This window comes from Kitasatospora sp. NPDC048722, assembly GCF_040650235.1.
GTDB lineage: Bacteria > Actinomycetota > Actinomycetes > Streptomycetales > Streptomycetaceae > Kitasatospora.
Genome location: NZ_JBEZGX010000003.1, coordinates 174,596 through 191,791, shown reverse-complemented (window position 1 = coordinate 191,791; position 17,196 = coordinate 174,596). Strand labels below are relative to the sequence as shown.

The window sequence follows — 17,196 nt, the reverse complement described above, 5'->3', positions numbered from 1 at the left end:
CCTCCGCGAGGGCCCGGCCTTCGCGTCGGTGAGACCGTGCTCACCCCGGCAGCCAGGAGGGCCAGCGCGAGCGCGCGGGGCCCGCCGGGTGGTCGGCGCCCAGCAGCGGCACCAGGCGCTCCGCCTCCGGGGAGCCGATCGGCGCCAGGATCCCGTGCGCCTCCGCCCAGCACGCGCGGGCCCGCGCCAGGTCCGTCCGGCTGTCGGCCAGCGCGTCGCCCAGGGCCGCCAGGGCCAGGCCCCGGCCGCGGTGGTCGCCGTCCAGGGTCAGCGCGTCGACGGCGTCGCCCGCCGTCCCCACCGCGTCGTCCCACCGCCCGGCCGCCCGCAGCGACTCGGCCAGGCGCAGCAGGAGGCGGCCGGTGCGGCGGTGGTCGGCGGGGTCGGTGAGGGCGAGGGCGGCCCGGCGGTGGGCGGCGGCCTCGGCGAGGTCGCCGCGGTCGTGGGCGATCGTGCCGAGGGCGTCGCGGGCGAGCGCCTCCAGCTCGCGGTCGGCGAGTTCGTGGCTGATCACGAGGGACTGGTCGATCACCCGGTTCGCCGCGTCGTGGCGGCCCTGGTGGGCGAACGCGCCGGCCAGGTTGAGGAGTTCGGCGGCCAGGGAGCGGCGGTCGCCGGCCCGCTCCCAGGCGGAGGCGGCGGCGGAGAAGCCGGTCACGGCCTCGTCGGGGCGGCCGGCCTGGAGGAAGCAGGCGGCGAGCGAGCTGTGGGCGAGGGCGAGCAGCGGGCGGGCCGGTTCGAAGGCGGTGCACAGGTCGCGGGCGCGGAGCAGTTCGGCGAGGGCCGAGGACACCGAGCCGACCTCGTTCAGCAGGCGGCCGAGGACCAGCCGGGCGCGGGCCTCGGCGGCGCGGTCGCCCTGTTCGACGCTCGCGTGCAGGAGCGCGTTGGCGGCGTGGCCGAGCGGGCGGGTGGCGTGCCCGGAATCGGCCAACAGGCAGCAGCCGAGCAGGAGTTCGGCGAGCCGGCCGAGGGCGGGGGCGGTGTCGGCGGAGCGGCCGGGGAGCTTCGCGCACTGGCTCACCAGGGCACCGACGGCCGGGGACGAGCCGACGGCGAAGCCGCGCCGCGCGGCGGACGCCCCGAGCGCCGCCGTCACCAGCGCGTGGTGGTGGTCCACCAGGCGACTCAGTGCCTCCCGGAGCTCGTCCGGGTCACCGCCCTGCCCGGCCCGCCGGGCGAAGGCCCGCAGCAGGTCGTGGTAGCGGTAGTGGTCGGGGCTGGCGAAGCTCTCCAGCATCGAGCAGTCCACCAGCGACTCGGCGAGCTCGACGGCGTCCGGCTCGGGCAGGTCCAGCACGGCGGCGACCGCCCCGGGCGACAGGTCGGGCACCTCGGGAACGGCCAGCAGGCGGAAGGCGCGGGCCTGTTCGTCGTCCAGCTGGTCGTAGCCGAAGCGGAACGAGGACTCGACGGCCAGGTCGCCGCTGCGCAGCGCGTCCAGCCGGTAGCGGTCGCCGGTGAGTTGCTCCAGCAGCCGGGCGACCGTCCAGCCCGGGCGGCAGGCCAGCCGGGCCGCGAGGATCCGCACGGCGAGCGGCAACTGGCCGCAGAGCCGGACGAGTTCACCGGCCGCCTCCTCCTCGGCGGCGACCCGTTCGGCGCCGACCACCCGAGTGAGCAGGGTGACGGCGTCCTCGGCCGGGAGCACGGGGAGTTCGGTGAAACGGGCGTTGGGCAGGGCGCCGAGGCGGGTGCGGCTGGTGACGAGGACGGCGCAGCCGGCGCTGCCCGGCAGCAGCGGGCGGACCTGTTCGGCATCGCGCGCGTTGTCGAGCAGGACGAGGACGCGACGGCCCGCGAGCAGCGAGCGGTAGCGGGCGGACCGTTCGGCGAGGCCGCCCGGGATCGCGTCGCCGACGACGCCGAAGGAGCGCAGGAACGCGGCCAGGGCCTCCTCGGGGCGGGTGGGACGACCGTCGGCGCCGTGCAGGTCGAGGTAGAGCTGGCCGTCCGGGAACTCGGCGGCGAGGCCGTGGGCGACGTGCACGGCGAGCGCGGTCTTGCCGACCCCGCCCATGCCCGCGACGGCCGCCACCGGCACGCTGTCCGGCTCCCGCAGGGCGGCGCGCAGGGCCTCGGCCTCCGCGCACCGCCCGGTGAAGTCCGCGGCGGAGGCCGGAAGCTGGGCCGGGACGAGGGTGGAGGCCGGGTCGGCCCCGACCGTCGGAGCGCCCGGCTCGGTCTCGGTGAGGACCCATTCGGTGGTCGCCGACAGCGTCTCGTCGGACGCCAGGATCCGGCCGTGCAGGTCGCGCAGGCCGGGCCCGGCACCGACGCCGAGTTCGTCGCGCAGCCGGCGGTCCGCCGCCCGGTACGCCGCGAGGGCCTCGGCCTGGCGGCCGGCGCGGAACAGCGCGAGCATCAGCAGCTCCGAGAGCCGCTCGCGCAGCGGGTGCTCCTCGACGAGGGCCGCGAGCTCGGCCACCGACTCGGTGCACCGGCCGCCCTCGACCTCCGCCTCCAGGCACAGCTCCAGGACGGCGAGCCGCCGCTCCTCCCACTCCCTGCGCTGGCGCTGCGCGTACGGCCCGGGCAGCCCGGGCATCGGCTCGCCGCGCCACAGCGCGAGCGCGCCCCGCAGCGCGGCGGCGGCGTCGGCGTTCCGGCCGTCGGCCCGCCGGGCCCGGCCCTCGGCCAGCAGCTCGTCGCACCGCACGGTGTCCAGGCCGCCGCCGACGGCCAACAGGTACCCGCCGCCGACCGACGTGAGCGCCTCGGCCCCGAGCACCCGCCGCAGCCGGTGCACGTACGTCCGGACGACACCCGTCGCCCGGGCCGGCGGCTCGTCGCCCCACAGGTCGTCGATCAGCTGCGCCCCCGACACGTGCCGGCCCGCCCGGAACAGCAGCGCCAGCAGCAGGCTCTGCTGCTGCGGCGAACCGAGCGGGACCTCCGCCCCGTCCCGCCAACAGCGCAGCGGCCCGAGCACCGCGAACCGCAGCCCGCCCGAACTCCCGCCCTCGCCGACCAACCGACATCCCCTCCACCCCGCCGACAATCCCCCAGTGGCATGATACCGACCGGTATTCCCCCTGGTCAGGCATCCTGCCGAGTCCCTGACGACGATCTGGGGTATGACCCGTCACATGGGCGCGGACAGGACGGAACGCACCTTCACCACGGACCACAGCAGCGCGGACGTCCTCATGCTCGAACTCGATCCGCCCTGCCTGTACGCCTGATGCCGCCTGCGCTCCGACAACCGGGTGTCCGGCCGAGGTGGCCGCCCACTACGACGAGAAGGCGCTCACGGCGCTGACGCTGGCGATCGGGCAGGTCAGCTTCTTCGCGGCGATCGCCCTGATCGCCAAGCCCGTCCCCGGACGGTCGTTCTCCGAGCCCTGGGCGTGACGGTGCCCGGGTAGCGCCGGACCCCGTGGCCGGACGGGCGAACCCGTCCGGCCACGCCGCTAGCGGAGCATGAGGTCGGGCGTGCCGCGGACCGCGTACACCGGGAGGCGGGCGGCGTCCAGGACGGCCGGGGGGAGGCTGAGGCCGAAGTGGCGTTCCACGGCGCCGAGGGTGCGGCGGTGGACGGCGGGGAGGGGTTCGCCGACGGGTGTGGCACGGGTGATGCCGTCGGGGTGGAGGACGCCGGCGGCGACGAGGACGGGGAGCAGGAGGTCCGGTTCACTGCCCCAGCGCCAGCGCTCCTCGGCGAGACCGAACCCGCACAGGACGGAGCCGTCGCGGGCGTAGTCGAGCAGGGCCGGCGGGTGTTCGGCCATGGGGCGGTAGTGGACGACCTCGACGCCGTCGCGCGCTATCTCAGTAAGCAGGTCGGCGCCGGTGGAGTCGCCGTACTCGATAGCGAACGACCAGCCACCGGACACCCCGACGCGGACCACGCCGTCGCCGTCCTCGCCGGGACGGTAGGTCTCGATGTCGAGGTCCCACACCTCGGCGCCGCTGACCGGACCGGCGCCGCCGCGCACGTCCGCGCCCATCCGCCGGGCCACCTCCTCCGGCGGGATCCCACGCGCGAACAGGATGCCGCTGAGGCGGTCGTCGCCCTCGGCGAGCCACCGGATGCCGTCGCTCACGGCGCCCTCCCCCCGTCGCACCGACCCGCCCTGGTCGGGCTTCCCGGACGGCACCCTAGCGCGCCCCGCCGACAATCGGACCTCCCCGGAGGCGACGGAGCCCGTGGGGGCGGAACGGCGCGGCTCCCGCCCCGGGTTCGCCGGTGCGGGAGCCGCCGGCGCCAGCCACGCCTAGGGCAGCTTCACCGCGCCCTTGAGCGCGTCGACGGCCCCGAAGGCCATCGCGCTCGCGCTGCCCAGCATGCCGAACAACGGGGCGCCGGCCTGCATGGCAGGAGCGGCCTGCGCGCCGGGGGCGGCGGCGGTGGCGGCGCCGGCCGCCGGGGTGGTGGCGGCGAGGAGGGCGGAGGCTCCGAGGAGAACGGCGACGGTGCGGCGCATGGGGTTCCTTCCGGTCCGAACGGCGGGTTCCGGCTCCGACGGTAGGGCGCGCCCGCCCGCGCCTTCGGCCGTTCCACGGCAGCTCACCCGGTCGAGTGATCCCGGGGTCCGGGCCCCGGAACGCCGGGCCCGTCAGCGGCCCACCACCGACGTCCGCGTGAGAGCCCACGGCACCGCCCGGGGGCGCCACCGCGGCGCGCGCCGGACGGCCCTCACACCCCCCGAAAGGGTCAACCCGATCACGGCCGCCACCCGAACGGCCGATACCCCGAGTGGGACGGACGCGAAGCGCGCGCCCGCCACCCCTCGGGAGGACACGGCATGAAGCTTCGGGCAATCGCGCCGGCCGCAGGCCTGTTGACGGTCGCGCTCGCCGCCGCCGGCACGGGCTGGGTCGCGGAGGCCGACCCCACCACCGACAACGCACCCGCACGGGACACCGTCGTCCGATCGGTCGAGGGGTACCAGTTGGTGAGGCTCGACAACGCGAACGTGCCCAACTTCCATCGGCGGACGGTGTCCTGCCCGGCCGGCAAGAAGGCGCTCGGCGGCGGCGCGGAGGCCCGCGGCAACGAGGCGGTCCTGGTCGGCAGCTTCCCGACCGACGACGGCGGCGGCTGGATCGGTCTCGGCCGCCAGCCGGGTGCGGACGACGTCGGCATCAGCGTCTTCGTGATCTGCGCGAAGGCCTGACCGCCCCACGGACACAGGGGTGGAGCCGGGCGCTCGGCTCCACCCCTGTCCGGGAACCCTCAGGCCGCAGCGTCCGGGGTCTTCCCGTCCTGCGCCTGCTGCGAGCGCGCTGCGAACATGCGGGTGATCCGGTTGACCACGTCCACGTTCGGGGCGTTCAGGTTCTCCGGGCAGTAGGAGATCCTCAGGACGTTGCTCCCGGACTCGACGAGAATGGCCAGGCACTCGCGGTCCACGGAGATCGCGGAGCGTTGGCCGGCCTTCGGAGCGGCCATCGGCGGCTGCTCGGGCAGTGCGCTGGGACCGGCGTTGGCGAAGTCGTACATCTTGTCGGCCCACGCCGTGCTGGGGCCGGCGATGATCTGGAACACCACCTGGGTCTTGCCGTTGTCGCCGTGGAAGCGCGAACTGCCCGTCCCGACCGCCTGCGGGCACAGCGCCGCCTGCTCGGGTGCGATGCCGTCGCCGCCGCAGGGGTCCATGGGCGCGGCGGAGGGCGCCTTCTCCTGGGTCCAGCCGTCCGGCACGGCGTGCAGGTCGGGCAGGACGGACTTCACCTGGTCCAGGTTGGCCAGCGGCTTCGGGCCGTCCGGGCCGGTGCCGAGGTAGAAACCGAGTCCGGTCAGCGTCCCGATCACGGCGAGCACGACGACCCCGCCGGTCACCGCCCAGGCACGGCTGCGCCGGGCGGACGTCCCCTGGACCGTCCCGGGGCCGTACGCGGGCCAGTTGGCGCCGTCGCCGCCCTGCCACGCCGGAGCCGCCTGGGGCATCGGAGCCCCGGCCATCGGCGGCGGCGCGGTCATGGCGACGGAGAGCCGGGCGCGCAGGTTGGCCGCCAGGCCCGGGTCGCCGGCGAGCAGTTGGCCCACCGCGAGCGCCAGGTCCCACTGGGCCTGCTGGTCGCCGGGACGGGCCTCCACCCGCCCGAGGGCGTGCGCCCACTGCGGCCACTGCCGCAGCGACTCCCGCACGCGCGCGACCGCCTCGCCGCCGAGCGCGGCCCCGGCCGCGCCGACCGTGTGCGACGCGGCCTGCACCAGCGCCTCGACCACCATGGCGACGAGATCCGACCCGTCCCCCGCTGTCATCGAACCCCCCGATCGGAAAAGAAGACGGTGACACTCTGACACCAACGGAGCGATCATGCACAATTCCGCCGCCACGGAGACCGAACCGCAATGCCCCAGGCCGGGACAGGGCGCCGTCGCCCGAATATCGTCGCGGACGGTTACCCGGGACGGGTCGGCTCGTTCTCCAGCCGGAAGCCCCGCACGCCGAAGCCGCACCGCCGCACCACACCGCACAGCCGCACCGCGCCCCGCACCGCCTGCGTTCCGCCCCACCGCCCAAACCGACCGAGAAAAAACGATTCTGCTCCCCTGAAGACAGCCCGAGACGCCCCGAGACGCCCCGGAACACCCGGGGAAGAGAACAGGAAGAGCCCATGAGCGAGCACGACTTGCCCGGCGCCCCGCAGGAGAACGCCTGCGCCGGCGACGAGTTGGCGCTGTACATCGACCTGGAGGCGGTCGCCTGCCCCGGCCTCCTCGTCTCCCTGCCCGCCCGGCTGCGCTACCGCCGGGAGGACCCCTACGCGGTGAGCCTCGACACCCACATCGACCTCGACGAGCCGATCACCTGGATCTTCGCCCGCGAACTCCTCGCCACCGGCCTCACCGGCTGGGCCGGCCTCGGCGACGTCACCGTCCACCGCGGCACCGGGCCCGCGGCCGCGACGCTCTTCATCGCGCTCAGCGCCGACGACACGACCGCCGTCCTGCGCGCGCCCGCCGCCCTCGTCCAGACCTTCCTCGACGCGACCGAGCACGTCGTGCCGTACGGCACCGAGACGCTCCACCTCGACGTCGACGACCTGATCCTGCGCCTGTTCGAGACCGAGGAGCCGCCGCTCATCTGACGGACCCCGCCGTCCGGACGCCGGAACGCCGGGTCCGCCGGGTCCCCGCGAGGCAGGATGGTGATCGGCAAATCAACATTTTGTGGAAGGCGCTGCCGTTCCACCGCCCCTCACCCGGAGCTCCCGCATGCCCAGACCCCCGTCCGCCGCCAGGCCGCATCCGCTGCACGTGCTGAGGGCCACCGCCTTCGCCATCGCGGCCCTGCTCCTCCTGGTCGGGACCGGGGTCCTGCTGCACCAGCCGCTGCTCGTCCCGCCGCTGGCCGCGAGCGCCGCGCTCGTCCACGGCGCCCCCGGGCTGCCGATCTCGCAGCCCCGCAACCTCGTCGGCGGCCGGCTGGTCTCCGCGCTGATCGGGTACGCCACGCTCGCCGCAACCGGCAGCAACGGGTGGGGCGCGGCGGTGGCCGCCGGGATCTCGCTCGGCGTGATGCTGCTCACGCACCTCTCCCACTCGCCCGCCGCCGCCACCGCCGTCATCGTGGTGCTCCAGGCGCCTCACCCGCTGCCGTTCCTGCCGCTGCTCGCGCCGGCCACCGTCCTGCTGGTCGCGATCGGCCTGCTCCCGGGCCGGATCGGCGGCCACCCGGTGCGCTACCCCGTCGCCTGGTGGGCCGTCACCCGCTAGGCCCTCCCGACCGACCGGGCGCCTCAGGCGCCCACGTACGCCGCGAGGTGCTCCCCGGTGACGGTGTGCCGCCTGGCCACCAGCTCGGCCGGGGTGCCCTCAAAGACGATCCGCCCGCCGTCGTGGCCGGCGCCCGGGCCCAGGTCGACGATCCAGTCCGCGTGCGCCATGACCGCCTGGTGGTGCTCGACGACGATGACCGACTTGCCCGCGTCGACCAGGCGGTCGAGCAGGCCGAGCAGCTGCTCCACGTCGGCCAGGTGCAGGCCGGTCGTCGGCTCGTCGAGGACGTAGACGCCGCCCTTGTCGGCCATGTGCGTCGCGAGCTTGAGGCGCTGGCGCTCGCCGCCGGAGAGCGTGGTGAGCGGCTGGCCGAGGCTCAGGTAGCCGAGGCCGACGTCCACGAGCCGGCTCACGATCGCGTGCGCGGCGGGGATGCGGGCCCCGCCCTCGCGGAAGAACTCCTCGGCCTCGGTCACCGGCATCGCCAGCACCTCGCTGATGTCGCGTCCGCCGAGGCGGTACTCCAGCACCGACGCCTGGTAGCGCCTGCCCTCGCAGTCCTCGCAGACGCTCGCCACGCCGGCCATCATCGCCAGGTCCGTGTAGACCACGCCCGCGCCGTTGCAGGTCGGGCACGCGCCTTCGGAATTGGCGCTGAACAGGGCCGGCTTCACGCCGTTGGCCTTGGCGAAGGCCTTGCGGACCGGTTCGAGCAGACCCGTGTACGTCGCCGGGTTGCTGCGCCGGGAGCCGCGGATCGCGCCCTGGTCGACGGAGATCACACCCTCGCCCGGAGCCCCCGACGATCGTGGCAGCGAGCCGTGCACGAGCGAGCTCTTGCCGGAGCCGGCCACGCCCGTGACGACCGCGAGCACCCCGAGCGGGATGTCCACGTCCACGTTCCGCAGGTTGTGCGTGGATGCGCCGCGGATGGCCAGCTTGCCGGTCGGCGTGCGCACCGTCTCCTTGACCCTCGCCCGGTCGTCGAGGTGGCGTCCGGTGATCGTGCCGGCCGCCCGCAGTCCCTCGACCGTCCCCTCGAAGCAGACCGTGCCACCGCCGCTGCCCGCGCCGGGGCCGAGGTCGACGACGTGGTCGGCGATCGCGATCGTCTCCGGCTTGTGCTCGACGACGAGCACCGTGTTGCCCTTGTCGCGCAGCCGCAGCAGCAGCCCGTTCATCCGCTGGATGTCGTGCGGGTGCAGGCCCACGGTGGGCTCGTCGAAGACGTACGTGACGTCGGTGAGCGAGGAGCCGAGGTGACGGACCATCTTGACGCGCTGCGCCTCGCCGCCGGAGAGCGTGCCGCAGGGGCGGTCGAGCGAGAGGTAGCCGAGACCGATCTCGACGAACGAGTCGAGCGCCTCGCCGAGGCTCGCGAGCAGCGGCGCCACCGAGGGCTCGTCGAGCCCGCGCACCCAGACGGCCAGGTCGCTGATCTGCATGGCGCACGCGTCGGCGATGCTGGTCTTCCCGATCCTCGACGAGCGGGCCGCCTCGGTGAGCCGGGTGCCGTCGCAGTCGGGGCACGTGGTGAAGGCGACCGCGCGGTCGACGAAGGCCCGGATGTGCGGCTGCATCGCCTCCTTGTCCTTGGCGAGGTACGACTTCTGGATCCGCGGGATCAGGCCCTCGTAGGTCATGTTGATGCCCGCGATCTTCATCCGGACCGGCTCGCGGTACAGGAAGTCGTGCAGTTCCTTCTCGGTGTACTTGCGGATGGGCTTGTCCGGGTCGTAGAAGCCGGACTCGCTGTAGAGCCGGTAGTTCCAGCCGCCGGGCGTGTAGCCGGGGATGGTGAGCGCGCCCTCGGCGAGCGACTTGGTGTCGTCGAAGAGCTGGGCGAGGTCGATGTCGGAGACGCTCCCGCGGCCCTCGCAGCGCGGGCACATGCCACCGGTGACGCTGAACGAGCGGCGCTCCTTCACCGTCCTGCCGCCGCGCTCCACGGTGACGGCGCCGGCGCCGCTGACCGAGGGGACGTTGAACGAGTACGCCTTGGGCGAGCCGATGTGCGGCACGCCGAGCCGGCTGAACAGGATGCGCAACATCGCGTTGGCGTCGGTCGCGGTGCCGACGGTGGAGCGCGGGTCGGCTCCCATCCGCTGCTGGTCGACGATGATCGCGGTGGTCAGCCCGTCGAGGACGTCGACGTCGGGGCGCGAAAGCGACGGCATGAAGCCCTGGACGAAGGCGCTGTAGGTCTCGTTGATCAGCCGCTGCGACTCGGCGGCGATGGTGTCGAACACCAGCGAGCTCTTGCCCGAGCCGGAGACCCCGGTGAACACCGTCAGCCGGCGCTTGGGGATCTCGACGCTGACGTCCCTGAGGTTGTTCTCGCGCGCGCCGAGCACGCGGATCATGTCGTGGCTGTCGGCGTCGTGCGGCACCGGCGCGTGCGCGCCCGTCCTCTTGGCCATGGTCGTCGTCTCTCCGGTTCTGTGCGGGCGGGGCCGCCCGGTGCGGTCGGTCCGTCCGACCCGGTTCATCCAACCGCACCGGACGGCTCGGGGGCCGGCTGTTCGGCTCGGCTCAGCCGAGCTCGTTGATGCGGATCAGGTTGCCCGCCGGGTCCCGGAAGGCGCAGTCGCGGATGCCGTAGGGCTGCTTCGTCGGCTCCTGGACGAGCTCGGCGCCGGCGGCCGCCAGCCGGTCGAAGACGCCGTCGAGGTCGGCGGAGGCGAGGGTGAGGCGGGCGTAGGTGCCCTTGGCCATCATCTCGGTGATGGTGCGGCGCTCGTCCTCCGTCACGCCGGGGTCCATGGCCGGCGGTTCCAGGACGACGGACGTGCCCGGGCTGCCGGCGGGCCCGAGGGTGATCCAGCGCATCCTGCCCTGGCCGACGTCGTTGCGGACCTCGAAGCCGAGCAGGTCGCGGTAGAACGCGAGGGAGGCGTCGGGGTCGGTGTGGGGGAGGAAGGTCCAGTGGATGCTGAGGTCGTTGGTCTTCATGTCCACGAGGCTAGGCGCGGGCTGCGGGCCGGGGCTTCTCGAATCCTGACCGGTCACGCACGCACCTCGGCCGGAGCGGTAAGCGATCGGTAAGAGGCCGCTGCCTACGTTCGAAGCACACACCCGCATGGGGGGACGGCCGGGTCCGCGCAGGGGACGGACCCGGCCGCGGGTGTGTACTCCCCGCGGACGGTTCACCCGTCGTGCGAGAGCGCGTCCGCGTCGCCGTTCGCCGGTCCCTCGTCCAGCTCCCGGGCCTCGCGCCGCACCCGATCGGCGGGCGCGTCCAGCCCCGCCGCCTCGTACGCGCGCCCGAGCGCCCGCAGCGCCTCGGCGAGGAACGAGCGCCAGCCCCGGGCCCGCCAGAACAGGACGGACTCCTCCAGGCGCGCGACGGCGGCGTCGTGCCGCCCCTCCGCGAGGTCCAACTCGCCCAGGATGCCCAGGGCCTGGGCGAGGTGGTGGCCCAGCTCGAAGCGCCGCGCGATGGCCAGCGCCGCCTCCGCCGTCTCCCTCGCCCGGGTGTCGCCGGTCGCCGCGTGGAGCGTGGCCAGGTAGAGCAGGGAGAACGCCTCCGCGTAGCTGTCGCCGAGCGAGCGGGCCATCGCGAGCGAGCTCGTCAGCAGGTTGCGCCCGTGCTCGACGTCGCCGGCGCGGCCGTGGGCGGCGCCGAGGAACTGGATCGCGGTGGTCTCGAAGCGGACGTTGCCGATCATGCGCGCCAGGCGCAGCGTCTCGGTGAGGTGCTCGATGGTGCGGGCGAGGTCGGTCTCGCCGTGGGCGACGGCGATGATCTGGTGCGCCTTGGCCACCCCGCCGGGGTGGTCGTGGGCGGCGGCGAGGTCCAGGGCGCGACGGGCGGCGTCCAGCGCGTCACGGGAGCGCCCCTGGGCGACCAGGCTCCAGGCCAGCAGGACGAGGGCGTCGGCGGCCCCGCGCGGCTCGCCGACCTGCTCGAACAGCTCGAGCAGCTGCCGCGCGCGACCGTCCAGGGCGACCATCGTCTCGGTGCCGTCGGCGGGGGTCGCCCAGGTGGTGACCTCGACGAGGCCGCGGGTGAGCACGGCCGTGCCGACGAGGTCGCCGGCCGACTTGCAGGCCTGGAGGACGGCGAGGTTGGTGGTGCGCCAGTCGTCGTAGAGGCCGCGGACGTCGCAGTACTTCTCCTGGCAGGCGGCGAGGTCCCAGGCGGTCGGGACGAGGCGCAGCGCGGCGGCCTGCCGGGCGCAGGCGTTGAGGGCGGGTTGCTCGACGTCGAACCAGGCGAGCGGGTCGTCGAGCAGCCGGGCGGCGGGGCCGTCGGGCAGCGGGCGGCGCAGGGCGGGGCCGTGGATGGCGGCGAAGCAGGGGCCCGGCACCTGGTCGGCGGCCTGTTCGGCGAGCCAGAGCCAGGCGCCGAAGGCCCGTTCGAGGGCGTCGGCGCGGTCGGCGGGGGTGTCGGTGGCGTGGGCGTGCTCGCGGGCGTAGAGCCGGACGAGGTCGTGGAAGCGGTAGCGCAGGTGGGGTTCGGTGCCGGTCTCCTGGAGGAGCTGGGCGTCGATGAGCTCCTCCAGCTGCCGGTCGGCCTCCTCCAGCGGGACGTCGGCGAGCGCGGCGGCGGCCCAGGGGGCGAAGTCGGCAGCGTCGAGCAGGCCGAGCAGGCGGAAGGTGCGGCGGGTGGGCTCGGACAGCCGGGTGTAGCCGACGGCGAAGCCCGCACGAACGGCGAGGTCGCCGGCCGCGAGCTCGTCGAGGCGGCGGCGCTCGTCGCGCAGCAGCTCGGCGAGACGGGCGAGGCTCCAGCGCGGGCGCGCGGCCAGGCGGGCGCCGGCGATGCGGACGGCGAGCGGCATGCCGCCGCACAGGTCGGCGATCTGGCCGGCGGCGACGGGTTCGGCGCAGACCCTGGCGTCGCCGACGATGTGGCGCAGCAGCGTCTCGGCGTGGACGGGGCCGAACCCGCCGAGGTCGACGAGCCGGGCGCCGGGCAGGGCGGTGAGGACGGCGCGGCTGGTGACGAGGGCGGCCGGGCCGGTCTGCGCCGCCTTGGCCGCCCCTGGGAGCAGGGGCCGGAGCTGGGCCTCCCCGGCGGCGTTGTCCAGGACGACGAGCACGCGGCGGCCGGTGAGCAGGGTGCGGTAGAGGGCGGCGCGTTCGTCGAGGGACTCGGGGATCTCCCGGGCGTCGGCGCCGAGGGCGCGCAGGAAGGCGGCGAGGACGCGGGCCGGGTCGGCCGGTTCGTCGTCGGCGCCGCGCAGGTCGGCGTAGAGCCGGCCGTCGGGGTAGTCGGCGGCGGCGCGGTGGGCGGCGTGGACGGCCAGGGCGGTCTTGCCGATGCCGCCCATGCCCGAGACCACCGGCACGTGGCCGTCGGCGAGGGCGGCGAGGACCAGCCGCAGGTGCTCCTCGCGGCCGGTGAAGTCCGGGAGGTCGGAAGGGAGTTGGCTCGGCGCGTGGACCGGGCGGGCGCCGTCGTGATCGCGGGCCAGCAGGGCGAGGAAGACACTCTGGACCTGCTCGCCCGGCTCGATCCCGAGTTCCTCGGCCAGCCGCCGGCGCAGCGCCTGGAAGCGGCGCAGCGCTTCGGCGGGGCGGCCGTCGGCGGCGAGCAGTTCGAGGAGGGCGGCCTGCACGGGCTCGTCGAAGGGGTACTCCTCGGCGAGCGCCGTCACGGCCGGGAGGGCGCAGCCGGGGGCGGCGGTCCCGGCGAGGGCGAGGGCGGTGGAGCGGACGGTCTCCTCGACCGCCGTCACCAGCGGGTCCTCGCGGTTGACCCGGTCCAGCCCGGCCAGCACCGGGCCGCGGCGCAGGTCGAGCGCGGCGGCCAGGTCTCCGTCGGCGGCCAGCCGCCGGAAGCGTCCGAGGTCGACGGCCTCCGGGTGGACGGCGAGCCGGTAGCCCTCGCCGTCGGAGTCCAGCACCACGGCGTCGTCGCCGAAGGTCCCGAGCCACCCGCGCAACCGGGACACCCCGGTGTGCACGGCGCCGCGGCCGACCCGGTCGGCCTGTCCGGCCCACACGAGCTCCAGCAGCCGCCCGGCCGACAGCCGCTCGCCCTCGGCGAGCAGCAGCGCCCCCAGCAGCCCGCGGAGCACCGCCGCCCGGGGCAACGCCTGCGGCTCCGAGTCCACGGCGACCACCAGCGGACCCAGCACCCCGAACGTCGTCCCCATCGGCTCCAGCCCCTCACGCTCGTGCTCCGTGCAGCCCCCGCCCACGCGATCATGACACTGGTGCGGACACCGAGCAACGCGCCCGGGCACCAGCCGCACGATCCGTCCGGTCGGTTCAGAGGCAGGTCCAGCAGTACAGCCGCTCGTCGGCCTCCCGGGCTCGCCGCGCGAGCCCGACCAGTCCGCCGACCACCGGGCACAGGCTCCCGGCGCAGGCGCCGTGCAGCTCCTCCGCCCGCGCCCAGCGGGCGGCGACCGCCGGGACGTCGGCGTCCGGTACCGCGGCGAGGGCGTCGCGGGTGTCGGTGTCGAGCTCGAACACCCATGGGCCGGTCAGCCACGGGTCGTCCTCGTCACCGGGCCCGTCCGGGCCGGGTGGCGGAGTGGTCGGCCACACCGGCGTGTCGCCCACGAGGTCGACGGCCCACGGCACCTGGCGGACGGCGGCGACCAGCTGCCCCAGGACGACGACCGGATCCAGCCCCTTGGCCTCGACCCCGTCGAACGCCCGTTGCGGCCCGAGGAGCGGTGATCCCCCGTCCGCCGCCTCCAGTTCCCGCCGGACCACCGTCGCGTCCGCCGCACGGAAGTAGTCGGTCAACACACCCATCGTCCTCGCCCTCCGCCGTGCCTTGCGCTTCGCAGGGAAGTAGACCAGAGCCCACCGACAGCCCTACCAGGCCGGACGAGGATCCCGCCGCTCCTCGGAGAAGCCGGCCGGCACGGGCGTGCCCGAGCGCCACAGCAGGCCGGGGTCGGGGGCGAACTCGGTGGCGGGCGTCAGCGGGTGGAGCCGCCGGTGGCCGGGGACGGGGATCTCGGTCAGCTTGCCGTCGCGCATCATCCACAGCCCGAAGCAGTCGTCCTCCTCGTCGTGGATGAGCACCTGGACGCTCTCCGGTGCCCGCCACGGCAGCGACTCCAAGTGACGGAGCAGCCCGGCCCGCTGCCCCATCCGGTCGAACTCGGCCACCCACGCCTCGGTGAAGGTGGGCAGCGGCGCGAAGCAGCCGTACCAACTGCGGGAGGCGTCCGGTCGGCACAGCGGCGCCATCGCCTCCTCGTCCCACGGGGCCAGCACGAGGACCTGCGCGATTCTGGTCATGCCGCAGTATCCGCGCGCACCGCGCCCGCGGGGCAACCGGATTGGGGCGTCAGGCGCGGCGTTCGAGGCCCCGTTCAAGGCCCGCGGCGAAGGGACGGGCTCAGCCGGCTCGGCCTGCGGTCACGGTACGGGACCCCACGGCGAAGTCATCGAAGGACTGTTCCCAGGACTCGCCGGGCCAGACGTAGGACACGCGGCCCTCGCGGGGCCGGTAATGGGCGGTGTAGACCGTTCCCAGCCCCTCCTCGTACGCGGACTGGTACAGCGGCGGCCTCAACATCGCCACCACGTCCGTTCCCGCTGCCCGGACGGCGCTCAGCCGTTCCCGGGTCCGGGAGAACCGTTCCTGCTCGTCAGGCACCGGCAGGTGCTGGTGGTTGGCGGCGCATGCGTCCGAAGCCACGGTCAGCGGGATGTCCGGCCCCACGAACACCGTCACTGCACGCCGGGAGTCGACGAGGGTGACGTTCTGCGGGATCGCGATCGGTATGGACCGCAGCCTGCCGATCGCCTCGTCAACGGTGTCGCAGGTCTCCAGCAAGTAGCGCAGCACGATGACGATGGAGAAGCCGGGCCCGTGGACGAACCGCCCGCCGAAGGTCAACGAGACGGCGAGCCCGGCGTCGTTCATCCCGTCCAGCAAGCCCCAGAGCGCTTCCTGCATCCCGATCACCGGGCGCAGGAAGCGGGAGGAGACGACGGTGCCCTCACACGCGTCGGGGCTGAAGTCGTAGTTGCGCAGCAGGGTGCCGCTGCCCCCGATCTGGGTGCAGCCCGAGAAGAAAGGCCGTACGGCGGCCAGGGTGAGGAAGGTCCCTCCTCCGGGCCGGTCGAGCCGGCGGGCGAGCCGGTCGAGCACCGGGACGAGCTCCGGCATGTGCGCCTCGAACAGCTTCCGGGCACGGTCCGCCCCCTCGGGGGACCGGCCCTCCTCACTCATCCACTCCTCCGCCAACGGCCACAGCGCCTGCGCGTGGGCTGCCCATCGCCCATCGCCGCCGTCACCGACGTCAATGGCACGGAAGGTCATCTCGTGCTGGCTCATGGTCGCCGTCCCCCTCGTTCGACACCGGGTGAGTCGAGGGCGACCTAACGAAATTCTCGGGTAATTCACCACACCGGACGAGAGCGCGAGACGGCCGGGGGCCGGGGCCGGGCGGGTGGTCCAGCCGTCGGCGAGGACGGTGGCGACGGCTGCCGTCCGCGCCGGGGCGTCGGCGTTCGCGGCGAGCGCGGCATGGACGTCCGCGTCGCCCGCCTCGGGGGTGTCGTCGACCACGTTGAGCACCTGCCATGCCGTCCGGGTGAGGCCGAAGTCGGCCGGCATGCCGTTCATGTGGGCGGTCAGCGCCTTGTCGGTGCGGTTCAGCCAGTAGCCGATGGGCTTCATGGCGCGGTCACTCCCCCGCGGGCGCGAACGCGGCGGCGTTCTCGACGGCCCACTGGCGGAAGGTCCTGGCGGGCGTGCCGAGCAGGGTCTCGGTGGTGTCGGCGATCGCGGCGGGGCGCACGGAGGCCTCGGCCCAGAAGGCGAGCAGCGAGCCGACCAGCGGGGCGGGCATGAAGCGGCCCATCTGCTCCTCGGCCTCGGCGCGGGAGATGGTCTCGACGGTGATCCGGCGGTCCAGCACCTCCGACAGGACGGCGAGTTGCTCGCGGAAGGTGAGCGCCTGCGCCCCGGTGAGGGTGACGGCGTGACCGCGCAGGGCGGTGCCGGTCAGCGCCTCGACGGCGACCTCGGCGATGTCCTCGGGGTGGATCGGCGCCAACGACGCCTCCGGGTAGGCGAGTTCGACCGGCCGGCGGTGGCCGATCGGGTGCGCCCAGGCGAACGCGTTGCTCGCGAAGGCGTCCGGGCGCAGGAACGTGCAGGGCAGGCCGCTCGCGGCGAGGGCGCGCTCGACACCGAGGTTGTGCGAGCCGAGCGGGTCGGTCTCGGCGCCGGGCGCGAGGACGGACGAGGACGAGAGCAGCACGACGTGCTCGACGCCGGCCGCGCGGGCGGCCTCGACGAAGGCGCCGATGCCGGCGGGCTCGGGGTAGAGGAAGACCTGGCGCACGCCGTCGAGCGCCGCGGCGAAGGTCTCCGGCCGGTCGAGGACGAGCTCGGCGGTGTCGACGCCCGCCGGGACGGACAGGTCGGCGGGCCGGGCACTGGCGGCGCGGGCCGGCAGGTCGGCGGCGTGCAGGCGGTCGAGGACGGCGCGGGCGACCTTCCCGCGGGCGCCGGTGACGAGGACGGTCATGGATGGTTCCCCCGTTGCATGATGATGCACAGCCCCTTGCTGTGACGCATATGCATGCTGGCATGCATG

General features: G+C 74.8%; 15 protein-coding genes. 4 read left to right on the top strand and 11 right to left on the bottom strand.

The annotated features are described in order from the left end of the window. Positions 1–40: 40 nt before the first annotated feature. A complete protein-coding gene (locus AB0C76_RS04280; protein ID WP_359959420.1) occupies positions 41–2,974 on the bottom strand; it encodes a BTAD domain-containing putative transcriptional regulator in 2,934 nt (977 codons plus the stop codon). A 248-nt stretch (positions 2,975–3,222) separates the two neighbouring features. Between AB0C76_RS04280 and AB0C76_RS04275 the strand changes: the two genes are divergently transcribed. After that, entirely contained in the window at positions 3,223–3,354 is a 132-nt protein-coding gene (locus AB0C76_RS04275; RefSeq protein WP_359959418.1) for a hypothetical protein, read from the top strand. A 59-nt stretch (positions 3,355–3,413) separates the two neighbouring features. Here the strand turns inward: AB0C76_RS04275 and AB0C76_RS04270 are convergent, their stop codons facing one another. Both AB0C76_RS04270 and AB0C76_RS04265 read right to left on the bottom strand, forming a co-directional pair. Then, positions 3,414–4,046, bottom strand: coding sequence for a DUF6461 domain-containing protein (locus tag AB0C76_RS04270; protein WP_359959415.1), 633 nt, complete (start codon positions 4,044–4,046; stop codon positions 3,414–3,416). A gap of 171 nt (positions 4,047–4,217) precedes the next feature. Further along, a complete protein-coding gene (locus AB0C76_RS04265) occupies positions 4,218–4,427 on the bottom strand; it encodes a hypothetical protein (protein WP_359959412.1) in 210 nt (69 codons plus the stop codon). 321 nt (positions 4,428–4,748) lie between these two features. On the opposite strand from AB0C76_RS04265, the gene AB0C76_RS04260 reads away from it, so the two are divergent. Continuing rightward, positions 4,749–5,120: a hypothetical protein gene (locus AB0C76_RS04260; RefSeq protein WP_359959409.1), complete on the top strand. Its 372-nt coding sequence runs from the start codon at positions 4,749–4,751 to the stop codon at positions 5,118–5,120. A gap of 59 nt (positions 5,121–5,179) precedes the next feature. Here the strand turns inward: AB0C76_RS04260 and AB0C76_RS04255 are convergent, their stop codons facing one another. Next, on the bottom strand, positions 5,180–6,211 hold the full coding sequence (locus tag AB0C76_RS04255) for a hypothetical protein (protein ID WP_359959406.1): 1,032 nt from the start codon (positions 6,209–6,211) through the stop codon (positions 5,180–5,182). A gap of 356 nt (positions 6,212–6,567) precedes the next feature. Between AB0C76_RS04255 and AB0C76_RS04250 the strand changes: the two genes are divergently transcribed. Together AB0C76_RS04250 and AB0C76_RS04245 are read left to right on the top strand one after the other, a co-directional pair. Then, positions 6,568–7,041: an SsgA family sporulation/cell division regulator gene (locus tag AB0C76_RS04250; RefSeq protein ID WP_359959403.1), complete on the top strand. Its 474-nt coding sequence runs from the start codon at positions 6,568–6,570 to the stop codon at positions 7,039–7,041. Between the two features lie 127 nt (positions 7,042–7,168). Continuing rightward, the gene (locus AB0C76_RS04245) at positions 7,169–7,669 is read left to right on the top strand and encodes an HPP family protein (protein WP_359959400.1); all 501 of its coding nucleotides are present in this window, start codon (positions 7,169–7,171) and stop codon (positions 7,667–7,669) included. A gap of 23 nt (positions 7,670–7,692) precedes the next feature. Here the strand turns inward: AB0C76_RS04245 and AB0C76_RS04240 are convergent, their stop codons facing one another. The 7 genes from AB0C76_RS04240 to AB0C76_RS04210 form a co-directional block, all read right to left on the bottom strand. Then, complete coding sequence (locus AB0C76_RS04240; RefSeq protein WP_359959398.1) at positions 7,693–10,092, bottom strand: excinuclease ABC subunit UvrA; 2,400 nt, start codon at positions 10,090–10,092, stop codon at positions 7,693–7,695. A gap of 112 nt (positions 10,093–10,204) precedes the next feature. Beyond that, entirely contained in the window at positions 10,205–10,624 is a 420-nt protein-coding gene (locus AB0C76_RS04235; RefSeq protein WP_359959396.1) for a VOC family protein, read from the bottom strand. A 194-nt stretch (positions 10,625–10,818) separates the two neighbouring features. Continuing rightward, positions 10,819–13,776 carry a BTAD domain-containing putative transcriptional regulator gene (locus AB0C76_RS04230; protein ID WP_359959393.1) on the bottom strand — a complete coding sequence of 986 codons (2,958 nt, stop codon included), beginning with the start codon at positions 13,774–13,776 and terminating at the stop codon, positions 10,819–10,821. A 115-nt stretch (positions 13,777–13,891) separates the two neighbouring features. After that, positions 13,892–14,386 carry a hypothetical protein gene (locus AB0C76_RS04225; protein WP_359959391.1) on the bottom strand — a complete coding sequence of 165 codons (495 nt, stop codon included), beginning with the start codon at positions 14,384–14,386 and terminating at the stop codon, positions 13,892–13,894. 63 nt (positions 14,387–14,449) lie between these two features. Next, positions 14,450–14,881, bottom strand: a complete 432-nt coding sequence (locus tag AB0C76_RS04220; protein WP_359959388.1) for a hypothetical protein — start codon at positions 14,879–14,881, stop codon at positions 14,450–14,452. A 100-nt stretch (positions 14,882–14,981) separates the two neighbouring features. Beyond that, positions 14,982–16,271: a C45 family peptidase gene (locus AB0C76_RS04215; RefSeq protein ID WP_359959386.1), complete on the bottom strand. Its 1,290-nt coding sequence runs from the start codon at positions 16,269–16,271 to the stop codon at positions 14,982–14,984. Positions 16,272–16,278: 7 nt separating this feature from the next. Continuing rightward, positions 16,279–17,127: an NAD(P)H-binding protein gene (locus AB0C76_RS04210; protein WP_359959383.1), complete on the bottom strand. Its 849-nt coding sequence runs from the start codon at positions 17,125–17,127 to the stop codon at positions 16,279–16,281. Positions 17,128–17,196: the final 69 nt, after the last annotated feature.